Genomic DNA, 17,198 nt, shown 5'->3' on the forward strand with positions numbered 1-17,198 from the left:
ATAACAGAGGGGCAGATGTTTTTTCATTTCTTTTTATCAAGCACATATTTTTCAAGAACATATTTTGGTGTTGAGCCAAAAAACCAAAATAAAAAGACTGATGATGGAGGGTAATTCTCCAGCACCAGTCTTTACACTACTTAATTCTTATGACGGGTCAGCTACTGTAACGTCCACGTCAATGTTTCCGCGTGTCGCTTTAGAATACGGGCAGTTCTCATGGGCGCCCTCGGCAAGTTCTTGGGCCTGCTCCTCGGAAACGCCTTGCACATGAACCGCAAGCTTCACGGCCAGGCCGAACCCGCCTTCGTCATCCTTACCGATGGAGACGTTGGCAGTAATTTCTGTATGATCCGGCTTGATTTTTTTCTGACGGGCGACCATGTTCAGGGCGCTTTCAAAGCACGCAGCATAGCCCGCAGCGAAAAGCTGCTCCGGGTTGGTGCCCTGCTCGCCGCTGCCCCCGAGCTCTTTTGGCGTACGAACGTCAAGGTTTAGGTTACCGTCCTCTGAAGTGACACGGCCGTCGCGTCCTCCGACAGCAGTAGCAGTCGTTGTATAAAGTGGCTTCATGTTAATTCTCTCCCTTTTGAATATGTTCCGTAATTTGGTGCAGCTGACGAAGCAGCTGCTTCGCGCCTTCCCCATCAATCCCCAGGCGGGTGCCGAGGCGCTCAGGCAGACACGCTGCGTCGCGCTTTAACAGGCGTCCCTGCTCGGTAAGGTGAACCAGCACGATTCGTTCATCCTCCGGAGAGCGCTCCCTTGTTACCAGGCCGGCGCCCTCCATTCGTTTGACCATCGGAGTCAGCGTCCCGGAATCGAGATATAGCTTTTCGCCAATGGCTTTGACAGACTGATGATCCTCCTCCCACAGGACAAGCATCATCAGGTACTGCGAGAAGGTGAGTCCGAGCGGATCCAGTTCTTCGCGATACATTTTCGATATTTCCTTCGAGCAGGCATAAACAGCAAAGCATAACTGGTGGTCAAGCGATAATGGTGAATCATTCATGCGGATGGCCATCCTTTACATTTAATTGTGCACAATCAAATAGTACACAATGTTATGTGATAGCACAAATAATGTGCTTATTGACACGTCCAGACAATCAGGGTCTTACCTGTTTCATTTTTTGGGAAAAGGTTAAAGAGTTCAGCATATACGTGAGCGATTATAAAGAACACAATTATAAAGGAGGAAAACATGAAATATGACGTAATCGTCATCGGCGCCGGCCATAATGGCCTCACCGCCGCTATACAGCTCGCCAAGCAAGGAAAAAAAGTATTGGTCCTGGAGAAAGAACCCCGCCCCGGGGGTGCCGCTAAATCCGGTGAAGTAGCTGCTTCGGGCTTTATTCATGATTTATTCTCCATGAACATCAGTTTATTTTTGAAATCCCGATTTTATTCGGAAAATCAGCAGGAGCTCGAGGCGAATGGCTTCACCCCTGTTTATGGCCCCCACCCGTACGCAAGCGTTTTTCCTGATGGGCAGGGGCTCGCCATTAATAAGGAACCGGACAAAACGCACCGCAATATCGCCAGCTATTCTGCCGCGGACGCAGAGACCTGGAAAGATTTTGATGCCTTATACGACCGCGTCTCCCCTTATTTATATAAACTGATGCACCGGGAGCTTCCCTCGCTCCGTGCCGGTCTTGTCGTATTCAGGGCGCTGCTTGATTTAAAAATCAAATCCGCCCTGGAGATCTCCAGCCAGCTCGCCAAAACCCCGCGGCAGTTTGTCGACTCCTGGTTTGAAAATGATAAAGTAAAATCACTGGTCGTTCCGTGGGGCTACCAATTGGATTACGCCCCGGATGTCAGCGGGGGCGCCGCTTTTCCTTTAATAGAAGCCATAGGACATTACCAGGAGGGGATTCCATTTGCCCGCGGCGGTATCCAAACGATGATCCAGGCGATGGTAACGATGCTCGAAGCAAGAGGCGGCGAACTGCAAACTAACACCTGGGTAAATGAAGTACACGTCGAAGATGGCGCAGCCAAAGGGGTCTTCCTTTCCGACGGCACGTATATAGAAGCCGGGGAGGTCATTGCCACTGCTACGCCTACCCAGATCGTTGACCACTTAGTCGATACGGCCCACCTGCCTGCTTCCTTCGTCACTAAGGCAGGCAATTACCAGTACGGACCGAAAACGATGGTGATCCACTTGGCACTGGACGAGCCGCTTCAGTGGACGGCCGGGGAAGAAATCGGGCAATCTGCTTATGTCCACATAGCGCCGTATGTGACAGATCTCGCCCGCACGCACACCCAGGCACTGAATGAGACGCTTCCGGACAGTCCCCTGCTGATCGTCGGCCAGCCGAGCGCCGTTGATCCAAGCAGAGCTCCGGAGGGAAAAGCGGCGGTATGGATCATGGTTCGCTCTCTTCCCGCTCGTCCTAAGTATGATGCGCTAAATGAAATCGAGCCGGGCTCCTGGTCCTCGATCAAGGAACAATACGCCGACCGGATCATCGATAAACTGGAGGAATACGCTCCCAATGTGAAGGATACTATTGAAGGCCGGCACGTCTTTTCACCGGACGATCTCCCGAAGGAGGATCCGAACCTTGTTGAAGGCGACCATATGGCCGGCAGCCACCAGCTGTTTCAGCATTTTCTATTCCGCCCCTTCGTCGGCCACTCCCGCTATCAAACACCGATCAGTCATTTTTATATGATCGGTGCATCCACGTGGCCCGGCGGAGGATTAAACGCCGGCTCCGGATATTTGTTAGCGGAAAAGCTTAAAAGCAAATCCTTTTTTAAATTTTCGCCTTTGTGAGTGGGTTAATAGTCTTTTGATGTTTTTTGTATCGTTAACCCAGCCCTATTCTTTATGTACAGAGAGATGGAAAAAGGAGAATATAAATGGAAATCTTCATCCGAAAGGAAAATCCAAAAGAATACGAGCTAACAGAAGCATTGGTTAAACAAGCTTTTTTGAATGAGGAAAACAGTAATCAAAAAGAACACCTATTGGTAAAGCAGATTCGGCAATCCACGTTCTTTATACCTGAGCTTTCATTAGTAGCTGTAGACCAAGCCGACCGAATAGTTGGGCATGTTCTTTTATCCAAAATTATCATTGAAAATGATGAGGATACTGCGGCCTCCCTGGCGCTTGCCCCGGTATCTGTATTGCCTGACTTTCAGAACCAAGGAATTGGAAGTCAATCAATATACACGGTACTGCAAAAAGCCAAAGAGATGAACTATTCTTCCGTTATTGTGTTGGGCCATCCGGTATACTATCCTAAATTCGGTTTTAAAAAAGCCAGCTTATGGAATATTCAAGCTCCCTTTGATGTACCTGATGAAGCGTTTATGGCTCTCGAATTAACCGAGAACGCGCTTCACCATGTGCATGGAGTAGTTCGTTATCCTGATGCCTTTGCAGATTAAATTTATGGAAAGAGGCCGAACAGAGCATCCTTATAACCAAATTTATATTTCGATGCGATCCTTACATCCCGCAGGTGTCCCCGCTTCCTACCACGAAACTGTCAATCCAGCCAAACAAAAAGATTTTCAGAATAGAAAACAAGTAGCGCCCAGGTGATATAGACGCTGCTTGTTAGTATTTGCAAAGCCTATTATAAAAAGGTTCGTTAGTTTTATTGGGTTATTTCTTTCATTTATATCTAGTCTGAAGAAGTGTTGTATTTTCTTAGGTTTTGGAATAAACTTTTCATCGAAGCTCCCCCCTTTATATTGAAACCCTTGGGAATAAAAATTAAAGGTATTAATTCATTATAATATGTGAAATTTTTAAAAACATTCCGAAGTTGAGAAAAAACATCCGTTGGCTAATCCGGGCCTGACAACCTGTAATCATCACCAACCATTATCGCTCAAACAAAAGCAATCATTTCTCCGGTGAGACCTCTATACCAAGTTTCCATGCGCCACTATTCAAACGAGCTGATTCTGTATATTTACCTATCTAAGAACACCATGTTCTGAAAACAATGAAATGATCTCATCAAGTGCAATTTACCTATTTACTGATATGTAAGATATTTTGAAAACTTCTTAGACCGAACGCAGTTATAAAATCAACTCGCTCTTTAATTTCTTGTAAAAGATAATTTTTCGATCTTAAATGATAGCTAAAATAATATTTACTTAAGGTTTAAAACTAAAGTCGAAAATCAACATAATTAATGCGTCAAAACTTATAATAATCACTTTTGATATATACCATAACAATACTGGGGTTATGGTATTATTTTCTTATACTTATTCTACAATGATCGAAAATTTTTCAGAAAAATTAAGAACTGTAAGAATCGCATTTTGAGATTAAACAGAATACTCTTAACATTTATATAATATTAATTAGAACTTCTTCAAAATATTATTAATTTCTGCTGCTTTAAGTGTACTTTTTGAGAGGGTACGTAGTGTCGCCCTTTCACAATATAGCGGTTTATATTTTTATTATAGTATCTGAAATTTTTATACAGGTTGCAAAAATATTATTGCAGTTGACCTTCACGATAACCGTTTAGAACTTGCTAAAAAACTGGGTGCTACAGCTATTATTAATAGTAAAAATGTAAATATTTTAGAAAAAGTAAAAGAAATTACTGGGCAGGAGTGCAAAATGCACTAGATACTACTGGAATAAATGTAGTAATAGAACAAGCAGTCGAATCATTAGATACATTTGGAAAAATAGCTTTTGTCGCTACTGATGGGGATTTTACTATACCTTTTGTAGATTTAGCTTTGGGCGGAAACAGTATTGTAGGTTCTACTCAAGGTGATGCAATACCACAAAAATTTATTCCAGAATTGATTTCTTACTATAAAAATGGCCAGTTTCCTTTTGATCAAATCGTCACATACTATGAATTTGAGCAAATAAAAGTCTGTACCATGATGGAAAGGGCGAAAAAATTTATCGCCCCTATTGACCTTGTTGTTTTTCCCGAATATATGCTTCACGGCCTCGACATGGATACAAATGAAGAATTAATGTGCACCGTTGATGGCCCGGAAGTTCAACAATTACAGGAAAGCTGTCGCCAGACGAAGCAGTGGGCTTGTTTTTCAATTATGGAAGCCAACCCGCATGGCAATCCGTATAATACCGGTCTTATTGTCGATGATGAAGGAACCATTCAATTACACTATCGCAAGTTGCACCCGTGGGCGCCTGCTGAACCTTGGGAACCAGGCAATAAGGGGTTGCCCGTTTGCGCCGGACCGAACGGTAGTACCCTAGGACTCGCGATCTGCCATGATGGTATGTTTCCGGAAGTGAGTCGCGAATTAGCCTACAAAGGCGCGAATGTGATCCTGCGCACCGCTGGGTATACCCCACCAATTCAACAGGCTTGGGAGATCACGAACCGTTCCAACGCTTTTACCAACCTTGCTTATATCGCCTCCGTGGCGATGGCTGGCACGGACGGAGTGAATGATTCCATGGGCGAGGCGATGATCGTGGATGTCGAAGGCACCGTAACAACCCGTGGAGGAAACCGGGCGAATGAAATTATTACGGGCGAAATTCGGCCGGATTTGGCCGATGAAGCGCGGATCCATTGGGGCGTGGAAAACAATATCTATCAATTAGGTCACCGAGGGTATGTCGCCGTGGACCAAGGGGTGACCGATGCCCCTTATACGTACATGGACGATTTAAAAAACGGCACGTATCGATTGCCATGGGAAAACCACTTGCAGCACACGGATGGTAGCCGTTATGGATTTCCGCCACCCAGGAACACTTAGACCTTCTTGGGCCTCTAAAAGATTAATTAACATTGTTACGGGCGAAGCGGCCATTTTAATGATAGCCGCTCCACCTGATATTCGTCAGAACCCGGTTTGGTCTTTGGTATGAAATGTAACATCGTATCGCTCGATAAGAATATCGAAAAACAAGCAAGTGTTACCTCGGCCCCTGACCGGGTATAAGAAAGGAGAACGAACCACTCACTCTAAGGAGGCAACGTACTATGGGACAAGTTAGACCGTTCGATGCGAACGTCCAGCAATTGATTGAAGGGCTCAACGTGGATCTAGCCAATGAATATGCGTCAGCGATCATGTATACAAATTATGCGGCGGTCGTCTCGGGGATCCATACGCCGATGCTGCGAGCTTTTTTTGAAGCGGAGATTGGCGATGAGCAAGGACATGCTCAATACCTAGCAGCTAAAATTCGGACACTCGGCGGGACCCCAGTGATAGCGCCAGCGGATGTTCCTCAAACCTTTGACGTACGACAGATGCTAGAAACTGCTCGGGATGCTGAAGCAGCAACGATTGATCGGTACGCAGAACGTCGACAGCAGGCGAAAGCCCTGGGCATGATTGAGCTCCAAAATCAACTGGACGATCTGATTGACGATGAGACGGGGCACAAAGAACAGATTGAACGAATGTTGGAAAAAACCACCTGAGAAATGCTAGATTTTTGAGAAGAAAAATGATACCATGAACCTATTCTCATATGTATCCTCTACCATCAGTAGAGGAGGAAAGAATTTCAAGTAAACGCCTACTTGGAGTTCTTTTTCATTTTACTAAAGAAAGAAACAGGCTTTCACGCCAAGAACCAAACGATAGGTGTCCTAACCACTAGGAGGGGCAAGGGACATTACGTCCATGCTCTCCTGCTACGTGGTATAGTGATGATGTCTGCGTCCCCTGAAAACGCGCACGGGATACTCATTGTTGGTTTTCTTCAGTTCCTTTCTTCGCTTTAGATGCCTTTTGCTTTCTTTCTACCGCTTCTTCTGCTTGTTTTTGTTCCTCATTAAACCTTTTGATTCTTTCATGTCGCCAACGTTGGCGATATCCATAGGTGGATTCCAAAATCATCTCTTTCTCTTCGAACACCGATCCCAGCGCTCCAACAATAGTCGCCACACTTGTGGCGGTCCAAGCTACGTAGAAATAGTTCAGGTACCCTACCGTTCCGGATAACTGGGCTTCCAACATTCCAATGGGAATAAGGATCATCACAGCGGCCGAAAATAGAAGAAATAATAAAATATAGAACATCGTGACCGTCCAATATAAGGTAACAAACGTGGTCGTATTGTATAATTTTCGGATATACTCTGGTTTGTCCTTGACTTTTTGTTCCCACAACCGATGAGCGAGAATGATCCAACTCACCATTGCTAAGATCGAAACCACCGAAAGCAGGAGCATTCGCCAGGCATTGTACTCATGACCCAATTGCCAAAGGGTGGGGAAAACCAGCGCATAAGCTCCTGTCGTGAACGCCACCACTACGACCTTGATAAAAGCAGGAAACATATCCCACGGGCGGTTCGCCCGCACCATTCCCGAAAAAATACGCCATCTTCCACTACTTCGATTCTTGACCATGTATCGTACACGGACCTTCGATGCTGGATCGTTTAGAGTTTCACGTGTAATAGGAGATAAAAGCTCCAACAGACGTTTGCCCATCAACCTGGTTGACGATTGATTTTTGACATCTGGATAAGGCCCATTTTTCGCCTGATATCGCTTTTTGACGTAGGCCCGAGCTTGGTCCGAGCTTCCATAGTACATCTCATTCACCAGCTGCAAAATGGCCTCTCGAACACGCTTATACATCGGCATAAAGCCAAGACCAGGGAGACTAATAAACGCACTATTTTCGCTTGCAGCCGTTTCCGCCAAGACCGTCTTCTTCTCCTGGAATAACGGTAAATCCGTCAAAGCGATAACAAAATCCCATTCATTATGGACAGTTTTAGCTTCCAAGGCCTCCAGTACTTCCAAGGAGTCATTCGTTTCGCCTGTAAGGAGATCTTCGGTGCATCCCACCTGCCAGCTGTATTCCTCATGGACATCATGGGCAAGTAATGGAGGGAGGTCCCTTTGTAACGCTTCCCCTAGTTTCGCTGCATATCCCGGCGCGGTTATTAATCCTAGCGTCTTTGTTGGCTGATTCATGTTTCTCCCCTCCTCTCTTTCTTATCTCAGCGATATCGAACGGATGACTAACGCCACGAATATTTGTCGATCCCTGCCTACACCATTATCCCGCCGTTCCTGGCTAATATAACGGATTACAGCTTAAAGAAACGTTTCCCTTTTCCCTTTTTCACAAATTTTACGCATGGCAGCTATCGTCGTGTAAGGCAATAACTTCTATCGCTTTCGACGGGATAGACCCCACAGCGTCCATAAATAAGTAACGACGTCACGTCTATACAAGCTACGGAATCCAGACCAACAATCTTCTCTTTTTTCTGAATGAAAATAATTTGGTTCTATGTCTAACGTTGGGGTGACCTCTCTATTATCCGGCGAGCGACCATTTATATTGATGATGCAATAACACTTTGGCTCACAGACGGTCATACCGTTGAAACCCGAAGGCGTTCCGTTTGATCACCTCGGTCTGGTTGTTCAGTCCTTCCACGGTGTCATTTTGACGATTTAAAATGTATTAAAAGATAATGGGTTGAAGTTGGTATTAGTGTCCAACTTCAACCCATTAGTCATTTTATAAAATGTTCATCAAAATGAATCCGCCAATACCCACCAAGATCCCATACAGAAATGCCGGTCCCAAGGTTTTTCGGATAACGTTTCCTTCCTCTCCCTGCATTCCTACAACAGCACTAGCAGCAACTACGTTATGCACACAAATCATATTTCCCGCGCCGGCTCCCACCAGTTGAGCAGCAAGCACCACGTGGACATTCGCGCCCGTGGCCTCTGCGATATTGTACTGAATTGGGGAGAAGGTAAGCGTTGAAACGGTGGCGCTTCCGGTAATAAAAGACCCCAATTCCCCGAGGAACGGGGCGGCAAAGATCCACATTGGGCCGAAGGCGGCTGCCATCCCCTGCGCAATGTACTCCGGCATGCTCATCAAATCGCTCGCATTCATCCCGGAATTACTAAACACATGAACCATGGCAAGCGTGGCCGCAAGAGTCACAGCGGTAATTTTAATCGTAGCCAACGACTGCGTGGCTGCCCGCCCAAAGTGGCCCAGCCGTTTTCGTTGAACGACGACGGCCAAGATAGCCGCGACCGTGAGGACTGTGCCGGGAGAATAAAGCAGTTCCCATTCCGACGTGACCCCTTCCACCCCCAAAATATTCGTCCAGGTTAAATCAATGGCGGTCTGGGTGAATTTCTGAAACCAAGGAACAATACGGGTGAGAAGCAATAAGAGAACAACAATGATATACGGAAGCCACGCCCGGATTAATCCCATCTCGGATCGTTCGTGACTTATCTTGAAATCCTCCTGCATAGCATCGGTCCATGTGGACGTTGGGAGCAACCATCCTTTTTTAGCAGTCACCGCGGCCACCACCAGTCCCGTTAACGAACCAAGAATCGCTACAAACTCCGGGCCAAACAAATATGCATATACTAATGCGGATCCGTTATACGTGATCCCAATAAGCAGGGTCCAGGGAAGCATCACCATAGCGTCCTTGATACCCTTTCCTTTACCAAAGAACAACGTCAGAACGAGCATTAGGATAAAAGGAATGAACATGCCCGCGAATAAATCAATGAGGGTGACCGTAAAACCGACATCCTGATAAAAGGCAGCATCCGCTTCGGGCAAAGTGCTTAAGCCGACCAACACGGGCGTTCCTACCGCTCCGAAGGCGACGGCAGTACTGTCAGCAATGAGCGCTGTCGCCACCGCCGCCAAGGGCTTAAAACCTAGCGCGAGCATTAACGGCGCCGTCACCATCGCCGGGGTACCAAACCCTGCCGCCCCTTCAATTAACGATCCGAACAAAAAGGCGACAAAGATCAATTGGACCCTCATATCCTGAGAAATACTCTGGAACCCCTGATTAATGCGATTCACTGCCCCCGTGTTCCTGAGGGTATTCAAAAGAACCAGAGCTCCAAACAAAATGAATAAAATGGTCAAGGTTTTATGTACACCCTGGAGGATCGACGAAGCAATCACTTGGCTTTCCATTCCCCACACGGTTATCGCTAATAGAATGACAACAACGGCACTGATAGACATCCCTTTAATTGCCGGCATTCGCAGCAGGACCAACAACAGAAATGGTACAATCACAGCGCTTAAGGCCACGATCATTAACATTTGATTTCCTCCTCTTTGATATCATGATGCTTTCGCTCTTACCGCTCATCAAGGATAGGGGTAATATGGTCATCAGATGACCATATTCCATATCGTAACCGCTTACATTCATAATTGCAATATGTTTTATGACCAAAAGATGCTTTTTTATGGTTCTCTGTTCAAAAAACAGCTTAATAATTGAAAGCGGTTTCTAATAATGGTACAATGAATGCATGTTTCTCATCTGATGATCATATCTATAGAAAATAAAATAGGTAGCGTTTTTTGCTTTGCTTAAGGTGACGGAGTGCGTCCAACGCTGACATACCAACGATCAAGAACATAGGATGATCTCATCCCAGTATTCACGAGAGGAGAAGCTATTAGTGCCTATCGAACGGATTGAAACGAAAAAAATCGCTGAAGTGGTTCGAGAAAAAATTGAAGACATGATCAAACGTGGAGAAATACAACCCGGGGATAAACTGGACTCTGTTGTTGCGCTTTCGGAACAGTTCGATGTCAGCCGTTCCGCCGTTCGGGAAGCGTTAAGTGCGTTACGAGCCGTCGGCATTATCACGATTCGCCAGGGAGAAGGCACTTTTGTGAACCAGTACGATGCTTCCACCATCACGGAAATGATGAACAGTCCTTCCCTTCTTTCGACACAAACCATGAAAGAGCTATTTGAAGTCCGTCATGTGCTGGAGAAAGGAGCTGCCGAACTGGCTGCGCTTCGACGGACAGATAGCCATCTGGAACAAATGCGTCTCGCGCTGGAACAAATGACGCAGGCGTCCAACGGTTCGGGGGATCTCGGCGAACAGGGCGATGTTCGTTTCCACCTAGCCATTGCTGAAGCCTCCGGAAATCACCTCCTCCAACAAATGATGAGTCGGCTTTCCGATACCTTGCAAAAAACCATGTATGAAACCAGAAAGGTATGGCTATTTTTCGAACAACGCTCCTTTCAACATCTGATTGACGAACATCAACAAATCCTTCATGCCATCGAAGACCACCAGGCCGAAGCAGCTGTCGAAGCCATGAGCAGACACCTCATCAATGTGGAAGATGTGCTGTCCAAAGGAACGAAACACCGAAACGAGTAGATGATCTACCATGCGTTTCTGCCTTCATTGCCATGGTTCAGCGGAAAGCCAATCACAATCATTAAAAGAGGGATTAGGTCTGCCAATCCTTCGCAAGATAAACATCTGCAAAATCAGCGTCACAGACGCATGACAGGTTTATTTTCTGTATAAACTCAACTTGTGGCATTATCCAAAGGAGGAAAACGATGCGTAATTATGACACAACGACCGACGTCATTCTGATCGGCGCCGGCATCGTGAGCGCCACCCTTGCGACACTGTTAAATAAATTAGAGCCCGAATGGCACATTACTCTGTTCGAAAAGCTCGATTCCGCCGGACAGGAGAGCTCGAATGAATGGAACAACGCCGGTACCGGGCACGCAGCTCTCTGTGAGCTGAACTATACCCCCGAGCAGCCGGACGGCTCTCTGAAGACCGGCCGGGCGGTCGAAATTAATGAACAGTTTCAGATTTCAAGACAGCTCTGGGCGCATCTGGTGGATCAGGGCGACCTTCAAAACCCGGAAGAATTTATCCGTCCCCTGCCCCACATCAGCTTTGTGTACGGCCAGGACCATGTAAACTTTCTGAAGAAACGGTTCGAGGCCCTCGACGGCCATCCCCAGTTTCAGGGCATGGAGTTTTCCGAGGATCCTGAGCAAATCAGGCAGTGGATTCCGTTAATGATGGAGGGGCGCGACTCCGACGAGCCGATTGCGGCCACGAAGGTCGATCACGGCACCGATATCAATTTCGGGGAACTGACGCGCCAGATGCTTGCCAACCTGGAGAAGCAAAGTAATGTCGAGATCCGCTACAATCATTCCGTCGACGATATTGCCCAGCGACCAGACGGCACGTGGGAAGTAAAGGTCCGAAACCATCAACAGGAAACGCTCGAGGAGCATACGGCGTCCTTCGCCTTTATCGGTGCCGGCGGCGGTGCCCTGCCGCTGCTGCAGAAAACCGGGATTCCTGAAAGCAAGCATATCGGCGGATTTCCGATCAGCGGCGAGTTTCTTGTCTGTGATAATCCCGAGGTTGTTCAAAAGCATCATTCCAAAGTGTACGGCAAAGAACCGGAGGGCACGCCGCCGATGACGGTGCCGCATCTGGACCGGCGTCATATCGAAGGCAGGGATACGCTTCTGTACGGCCCGTTCGCCGGATTTACGCCCAAGTTTTTGAAGCAGGGATCGCCGATGGACCTGTTTGGCTCGGTCAAGCCGACAAACGTGCTGACGATGCTTGCAGCCGGCGCAAAGAATACCCCGCTGCTCAAGTATCTCGCCCAGCAGCTGAGCATGACCAAGGAACACCGGATGGAGGAACTGCGGAACTTTGTGCCGGATGCGTCCAGTGAGGACTGGGAGCTTCTCGTCGCCGGCCAGCGCGTCCAGCTGATTGAGGATACCGAGGAAGGCGGCCGGGGCGCCCTGCAGTTTGGCACCAAGCTGATTCATGCCGAGGACCGCACGATGGCGGCGCTTCTCGGTGAATCGCCAGGCGCTTCGGTGTCGGTGTCGATTATGCTTGAAGTGCTGAACAAATGCTTCCCCGACCACCTCGAGGCGTGGGAGCCGAAGCTGAAGGAAATCATTCCGTCCTACGGCGAATCCCTTGAGGACAATCCCGAGCTGCTTGATATGGTGCACGATGCCACCTCGCGCACCCTTAAGTTAACGGCGCTTAAAGCATAAAAAAACCATTAATAGAATGACGACAGGAAGGAAGCACCAATGTGCCAAACGGCGCCTGATGCTTCCTTAACATAATCGCGATTATCAGTAGTATTTAAAAAGAGCAAAGATTCTCAACCGAGAAGTCTTCACTCTTTTAGACATTAGCAATCAATCAGTTATTTTTAAGTTTTATCTCACCTATCCATATTTGGTTTACCCTAAAGATACGAAATCAATATTTAACCACAATCTCGCTTTTGGCATTTCTCCTACTGTAAGATTAATAATATAACTTAATAAATTATTAATTATAAGTCATCATTTATTTTTAATACGACCTTTCCTTCTGCCCTATTTAAAGCGGCATCAAAAGCGTTTTTAACATCATTGATTTTGTATTCCTCGGCTATCAATCCTTCAAAAGGAAATGTATCTTCTGTAGCGTATTCAAGTATCTGTTTGAGTGCCTCCGTAGTGATACCATAGCTTCCTTTAATTTGTATCTCTCCACGAACTACTTGATCCATTTTCAGGGAAAACACACTTGTAGATATACCCACTAAGACAAGTTGGGCACCCTTTTTCAATACGTTAACTACACTCTCTGGCACGGAGTAATGGCCAGAACAATCAAAAGCTACGTCGTAGCCATAGTTGTTATCTAATAGGTCATCAACAATGTTATCTGAAGTAATAAGGGTGTGATGCACTCCCAGTTTTTTCGCTTTGTTTAGTCTTTTTTCATCGCCAGGAACACCCACCATGACGATATTCTCTGCCTGCAAGCCAACTAAAATACTTGCAATACCTAAACCGATGGGACCGGGGCCGAATATAACTATCTTTTGTCCAGTGACCTCATTTACTTTTTGTACCGCTGTAAGGCCGACGGCTATTGCCTCAGCTACAGCTGCAACATTATCGGAGACCTTCTCAGGAATGGGAAGGATATTTTCTTCCGGAACAGCCATATACTCTGCCATCCCTCCATTTCTGCGAAAACCATATTGTAATGATTGCGGGGCCCCTTTTCTTTTACTAAAAGTGTTATTATCACATCGGTTTTCTTCGTTTCGCTTACAATATTCACACTTTCCACACGGCACGTAGGGATTCACGACAACACGTTTTCCTTCTAAAGATTGGTTATTTGTTTGACGTACTACCCCTGTGATTTCATGGCCCAAAATAAGAGGATAAGTAATCCAGTCATAACCTTTATGGCCTGCGTACATGTGTAAATCGCTCCCGCATATCCCAACACAGCTCACTTGCACCAAGACTTCTCCATTTTTTAATTCTGGTATCGGTACGTCCGTTATCCACAGTTCATAAGAATCCTTATTATGTTTAACGACTGCGTCCATCTAGGTACACTCTCCTTGTTATTTCATATTTTAACTCTCGACCACTACTAGAAGTTTTATAGAGGTAGCTTAAACACGACTACCTAGAACAGGGGCTAGCCACAAATGGAGGGAAGGTACCTTTTGGTTTCATTTATTTAATCATTTTTATACTTTCCTTTGTTTAGCCACCCTCCTCCGTCTATGACATGATTCGCCCCAGTGACATAGCTTGCATAATCACTAACTAAATAAGATGCTAAGTTTGCCACTTCCTGGCGAGTCGATAATCGATTCACAGGGATATTTTTCAATATTTTTCTCTTCTGAGCTGGATCTTCCCACAGCTGACTGGCTGCTCCTGTCTCCTCTGTTGAACCAGGAGTGATCATATTCACTCGAATATTATACTCCGCCCATTCGACAGCTAACGTTTTCGTCAATGCTAATACAGCTGCTTTGGCGGCTGCAGAATGGGCAGTTAAGGGCCCTCCTGTCCAAGCATAAGTTGCCCCAACATTCAAAATAGTCCCTGGAGCGTTTTGAGCTCTCATCTGTTTTGCCACATACTGGCTGCAATACCAGGTGCCATTTAAAACAGTGTTAATGACAGCATTCCAAGCATTAATTGACATCTCAATAGCTTCCACTAGAAAATTTCCGGCCGCATTATTAACTAAAATATCAATTTGCCCAAATTCCAATACGGCCATAGAAACCATTTCTTCCACTTGGGCAGGGTCTCTGATATCTACTTGCACTGATTTTACTCTCGTTCCGAATTTTTGTATTTCTTTAACTGCTTGATCTAAGTTTTCATGATTACGACTGGCAAGAATAAGATTAGCTCCTAAGCGTGCAAATTCTGTAGCCATGGCTTTTCCCAGACCTGTGGCGCCTCCCGTAATAATTGCAACTTTTCCTTCTAAGGCTTCTTCTGGTAACATAGGCTGCTTATATGGTTCCATCCTTTGTGAAACCTCCTCATAATGAAAATAAATATTCCATAGAAAAGGTATTAACGCGAAAACTTATTTTTCTGCTAATACCTTTCAAGTCAAACAAATTTAGTCTTTTTTGCTTAATTCTGTTCCTTCTCTTTTGAAAAAATCCCTCTTCAGCCAAGACACAAGATAGAAGATGATTATCAATGAAATAATGCCAATGTTTATAATAAGATTAGGCATTATCATTCCTAGACCACCGATAGCGAATAGAACACTGGCAGTGAGCGGTATTTTTCCGAACCCATGAAGGTATTTTTGAAGGGAAGCCGAAATAAGAAAGACACCAATCGCAGCTGTTCCAATACTGATCAGAGATTCCATTATTGTCCCACTCCATATTAGCGCCGGGTGATAAACAATGAAAAATGGGATGAAGAGCATGACTACCCCTAATTTTGTTGATATAAGTGATGTTTTTAGGGGATCCGATTTAGCTATACTTGCTGTGGCAAAGGTAGCCAAAGCTACAGGTGGAGTAATATAAGAGGCCGTGGCCCAATAGAGAACGAAAAGATGTGCTGCAATTGGTTCCACTCCCACCGTTTCTAAAGCAGGCGCTAATACAATTGCCAAAAAGATATAGCTTGCAGAAACGGTCATCCCCATGCCAAGAATAAAACTAGTGATCGCTCCTGCAAGGAGTAATAAGAATAAATTATCCCCTGCCATCTGAACGAGTTCCCTAGAAAATGAGAAAGAGACCCCTGTAGCTGAAAAAGCTCCCACAATCAAACCTATACCTGCAATCAGAGAAATGATTTCTCCAAGTACTTTACCAAGATCTACAACCATATCAATTAGTTTTTTTAAATTAAATCGTGTTGATTTCTTCAACGATGCGAGTAAGAGAATTAAAGCACTAGCATAATAAGGTGCTTGGCCTTCTGACTGAATGAAAACAAGAACCAAAACCAATACTGCCATGCTTACTAAATAAATCCATCCTTCCTTTAACGTTTTAAATGTAGAAGGTAAATCTTTCTTTGCTATGCCCTGTAACTTGTGTTTAGCAGCATAACTATCAACCTGTAGAAATACAGCCAAGAAAAATAATACTGCAGGAATCACGGCGGCTACGACAATGTCTAAATAAGCAACCCCAATGAATGAAGTCATAATAAACACAGCAGAGCCCATAATTGGAGGAGTAATGGTTCCACCAGTTGAAGATGTTGCTTCAACTGCAGCAGCATATTTACTCTCATAACCAGAATTTTTCATCGCAGGGATGGTCATTTGACCAGTAGTTACGGCATTTGAAATAGCACTCCCGCTTAACATTCCAAAAAACGCACTCCCTACTATGGAGACTTTTGCTTCTCCACCTCGAGAATTTCCAAATAACGATTGGGCAAGTTTAAAGAAAAATGCTCCCCCTCCCGTGTGAGTGAGAATAACTCCAAACACTAAGAAACCGATAACTAGAGTTCCTATTGTGCTTAACGGGACCCCTAGAATACTGTTCGTGCTCATTATGTGATTATTCGCAAGAGTGGCAAAGTCAAAACTAGCGCCTTGCAAAAAATATACAGGGATGACGTTCGCAACTAGCGGATAAAGCGATATTAATCCACAGATTATGAATAATATCTTCCCCCCCGTCCGACGCAACATCTCCAGAACAAGCCCCCATAATACAATAGAGGCGATGGTCGGTAGTATTGGAGCTGCCCAGTCCCAACCTTCCAAGATAATGCGCTCACTATTGAAACCCAGATACATGGTTATAATAAAAGTGAGCCCAGCCCCAATTACATCATAATAACGAATGGAAACATCTTTTTTTCGAGCCGGCAGAGCCAGAAAGGCAATTGACATAAACATTGCAAGCAGGTAATACAAATATTCATTTGCCAATGGCACGAATCCGAATAAACGCAAATAAAACACTTGATTGACTGCTAAGAAAATCCCTATTAACGTGGCAACGATGACAATAACTTTCCAGAAACCATGAATTCGATTCATTTCTGTTTCCTCCTCTCCTACTTATA

At 45.4% G+C, this 17,198-nt stretch carries 14 protein-coding genes and 1 pseudogene; 7 read left to right on the plus strand and 8 right to left on the minus strand.

Annotated features, from left to right (window positions below; translation table 11 throughout):
* Positions 1-147: 147 nt before the first annotated feature.
* Entirely contained in the window at positions 148-573 is a 426-nt protein-coding gene (locus tag ACTTK6_RS12425) for an organic hydroperoxide resistance protein (RefSeq protein WP_462833560.1), read from the minus strand.
* 1 nt (position 574) lies between these two features.
* On the minus strand, positions 575-1,015 hold the full coding sequence (locus ACTTK6_RS12430; RefSeq protein WP_462833561.1) for a MarR family winged helix-turn-helix transcriptional regulator: 441 nt from the start codon (positions 1,013-1,015) through the stop codon (positions 575-577).
* Between the two features lie 192 nt (positions 1,016-1,207).
* Between ACTTK6_RS12430 and ACTTK6_RS12435 the strand changes: the two genes are divergently transcribed.
* The 5 genes from ACTTK6_RS12435 to ACTTK6_RS12455 all read left to right on the plus strand — a co-directional run bounded on the left by ACTTK6_RS12435 (position 1,208) and on the right by ACTTK6_RS12455 (position 6,434).
* Positions 1,208-2,800 (plus strand): phytoene desaturase family protein, encoded by a 1,593-nt coding sequence (locus ACTTK6_RS12435; protein WP_462833562.1) that lies wholly within the window; start codon positions 1,208-1,210, stop codon positions 2,798-2,800.
* 86 nt (positions 2,801-2,886) lie between these two features.
* Positions 2,887-3,420, plus strand: a complete 534-nt coding sequence (locus ACTTK6_RS12440) for a GNAT family N-acetyltransferase (RefSeq protein WP_462833563.1) — start codon at positions 2,887-2,889, stop codon at positions 3,418-3,420.
* Between the two features lie 1,075 nt (positions 3,421-4,495).
* Positions 4,496-4,633 (plus strand): zinc-binding dehydrogenase, encoded by a 138-nt coding sequence (locus ACTTK6_RS12445; RefSeq protein WP_462833600.1) that lies wholly within the window; start codon positions 4,496-4,498, stop codon positions 4,631-4,633.
* Entirely contained in the window at positions 4,618-5,760 is a 1,143-nt protein-coding gene (locus ACTTK6_RS12450) for a formamidase (protein WP_462833564.1), read from the plus strand. Before ACTTK6_RS12445 ends, ACTTK6_RS12450 begins: the two co-directional genes overlap by 16 nt.
* Positions 5,761-5,987: 227 nt before the next feature.
* Complete coding sequence (locus tag ACTTK6_RS12455) at positions 5,988-6,434, plus strand: ferritin-like domain-containing protein (protein WP_462833565.1); 447 nt, start codon at positions 5,988-5,990, stop codon at positions 6,432-6,434.
* Between the two features lie 268 nt (positions 6,435-6,702).
* Here ACTTK6_RS12455 and ACTTK6_RS12460 read toward each other — a convergent pair whose 3' ends face one another.
* From ACTTK6_RS12460 to ACTTK6_RS12470, 3 genes and pseudogenes are all read right to left on the minus strand, one after another.
* Positions 6,703-7,947 (minus strand): hypothetical protein, encoded by a 1,245-nt coding sequence (locus ACTTK6_RS12460; RefSeq protein ID WP_462833566.1) that lies wholly within the window; start codon positions 7,945-7,947, stop codon positions 6,703-6,705.
* 397 nt (positions 7,948-8,344) lie between these two features.
* Positions 8,345-8,428 (minus strand): annotated as a pseudogene (locus tag ACTTK6_RS12465) (transposase); the annotation flags it as partial.
* A gap of 75 nt (positions 8,429-8,503) precedes the next feature.
* Positions 8,504-10,090 carry an L-lactate permease gene (locus ACTTK6_RS12470; protein WP_462833567.1) on the minus strand — a complete coding sequence of 529 codons (1,587 nt, stop codon included), beginning with the start codon at positions 10,088-10,090 and terminating at the stop codon, positions 8,504-8,506.
* A gap of 368 nt (positions 10,091-10,458) precedes the next feature.
* On the opposite strand from ACTTK6_RS12470, the gene ACTTK6_RS12475 reads away from it, so the two are divergent.
* A complete protein-coding gene (locus ACTTK6_RS12475) occupies positions 10,459-11,184 on the plus strand; it encodes a FadR/GntR family transcriptional regulator (protein ID WP_462833568.1) in 726 nt (241 codons plus the stop codon).
* Positions 11,185-11,354: 170 nt separating this feature from the next.
* Positions 11,355-12,869: a malate dehydrogenase (quinone) gene (mqo, locus tag ACTTK6_RS12480; protein WP_462833601.1), complete on the plus strand. Its 1,515-nt coding sequence runs from the start codon at positions 11,355-11,357 to the stop codon at positions 12,867-12,869.
* Between the two features lie 290 nt (positions 12,870-13,159).
* Here mqo and ACTTK6_RS12485 read toward each other — a convergent pair whose 3' ends face one another.
* The 3 genes from ACTTK6_RS12485 to ACTTK6_RS12495 form a co-directional block, all read right to left on the minus strand.
* Positions 13,160-14,218, minus strand: coding sequence for a zinc-dependent alcohol dehydrogenase (locus ACTTK6_RS12485; RefSeq protein ID WP_462833569.1), 1,059 nt, complete (start codon positions 14,216-14,218; stop codon positions 13,160-13,162).
* 137 nt (positions 14,219-14,355) lie between these two features.
* A complete protein-coding gene (locus tag ACTTK6_RS12490; protein ID WP_462833570.1) occupies positions 14,356-15,165 on the minus strand; it encodes an SDR family oxidoreductase in 810 nt (269 codons plus the stop codon).
* Between the two features lie 99 nt (positions 15,166-15,264).
* Positions 15,265-17,172 (minus strand): TRAP transporter permease, encoded by a 1,908-nt coding sequence (locus ACTTK6_RS12495; RefSeq protein ID WP_462833571.1) that lies wholly within the window; start codon positions 17,170-17,172, stop codon positions 15,265-15,267.
* Positions 17,173-17,198 lie beyond the last annotated feature (26 nt).

The sequence above is a fragment of the Marinococcus salis genome, from assembly GCF_054971365.1.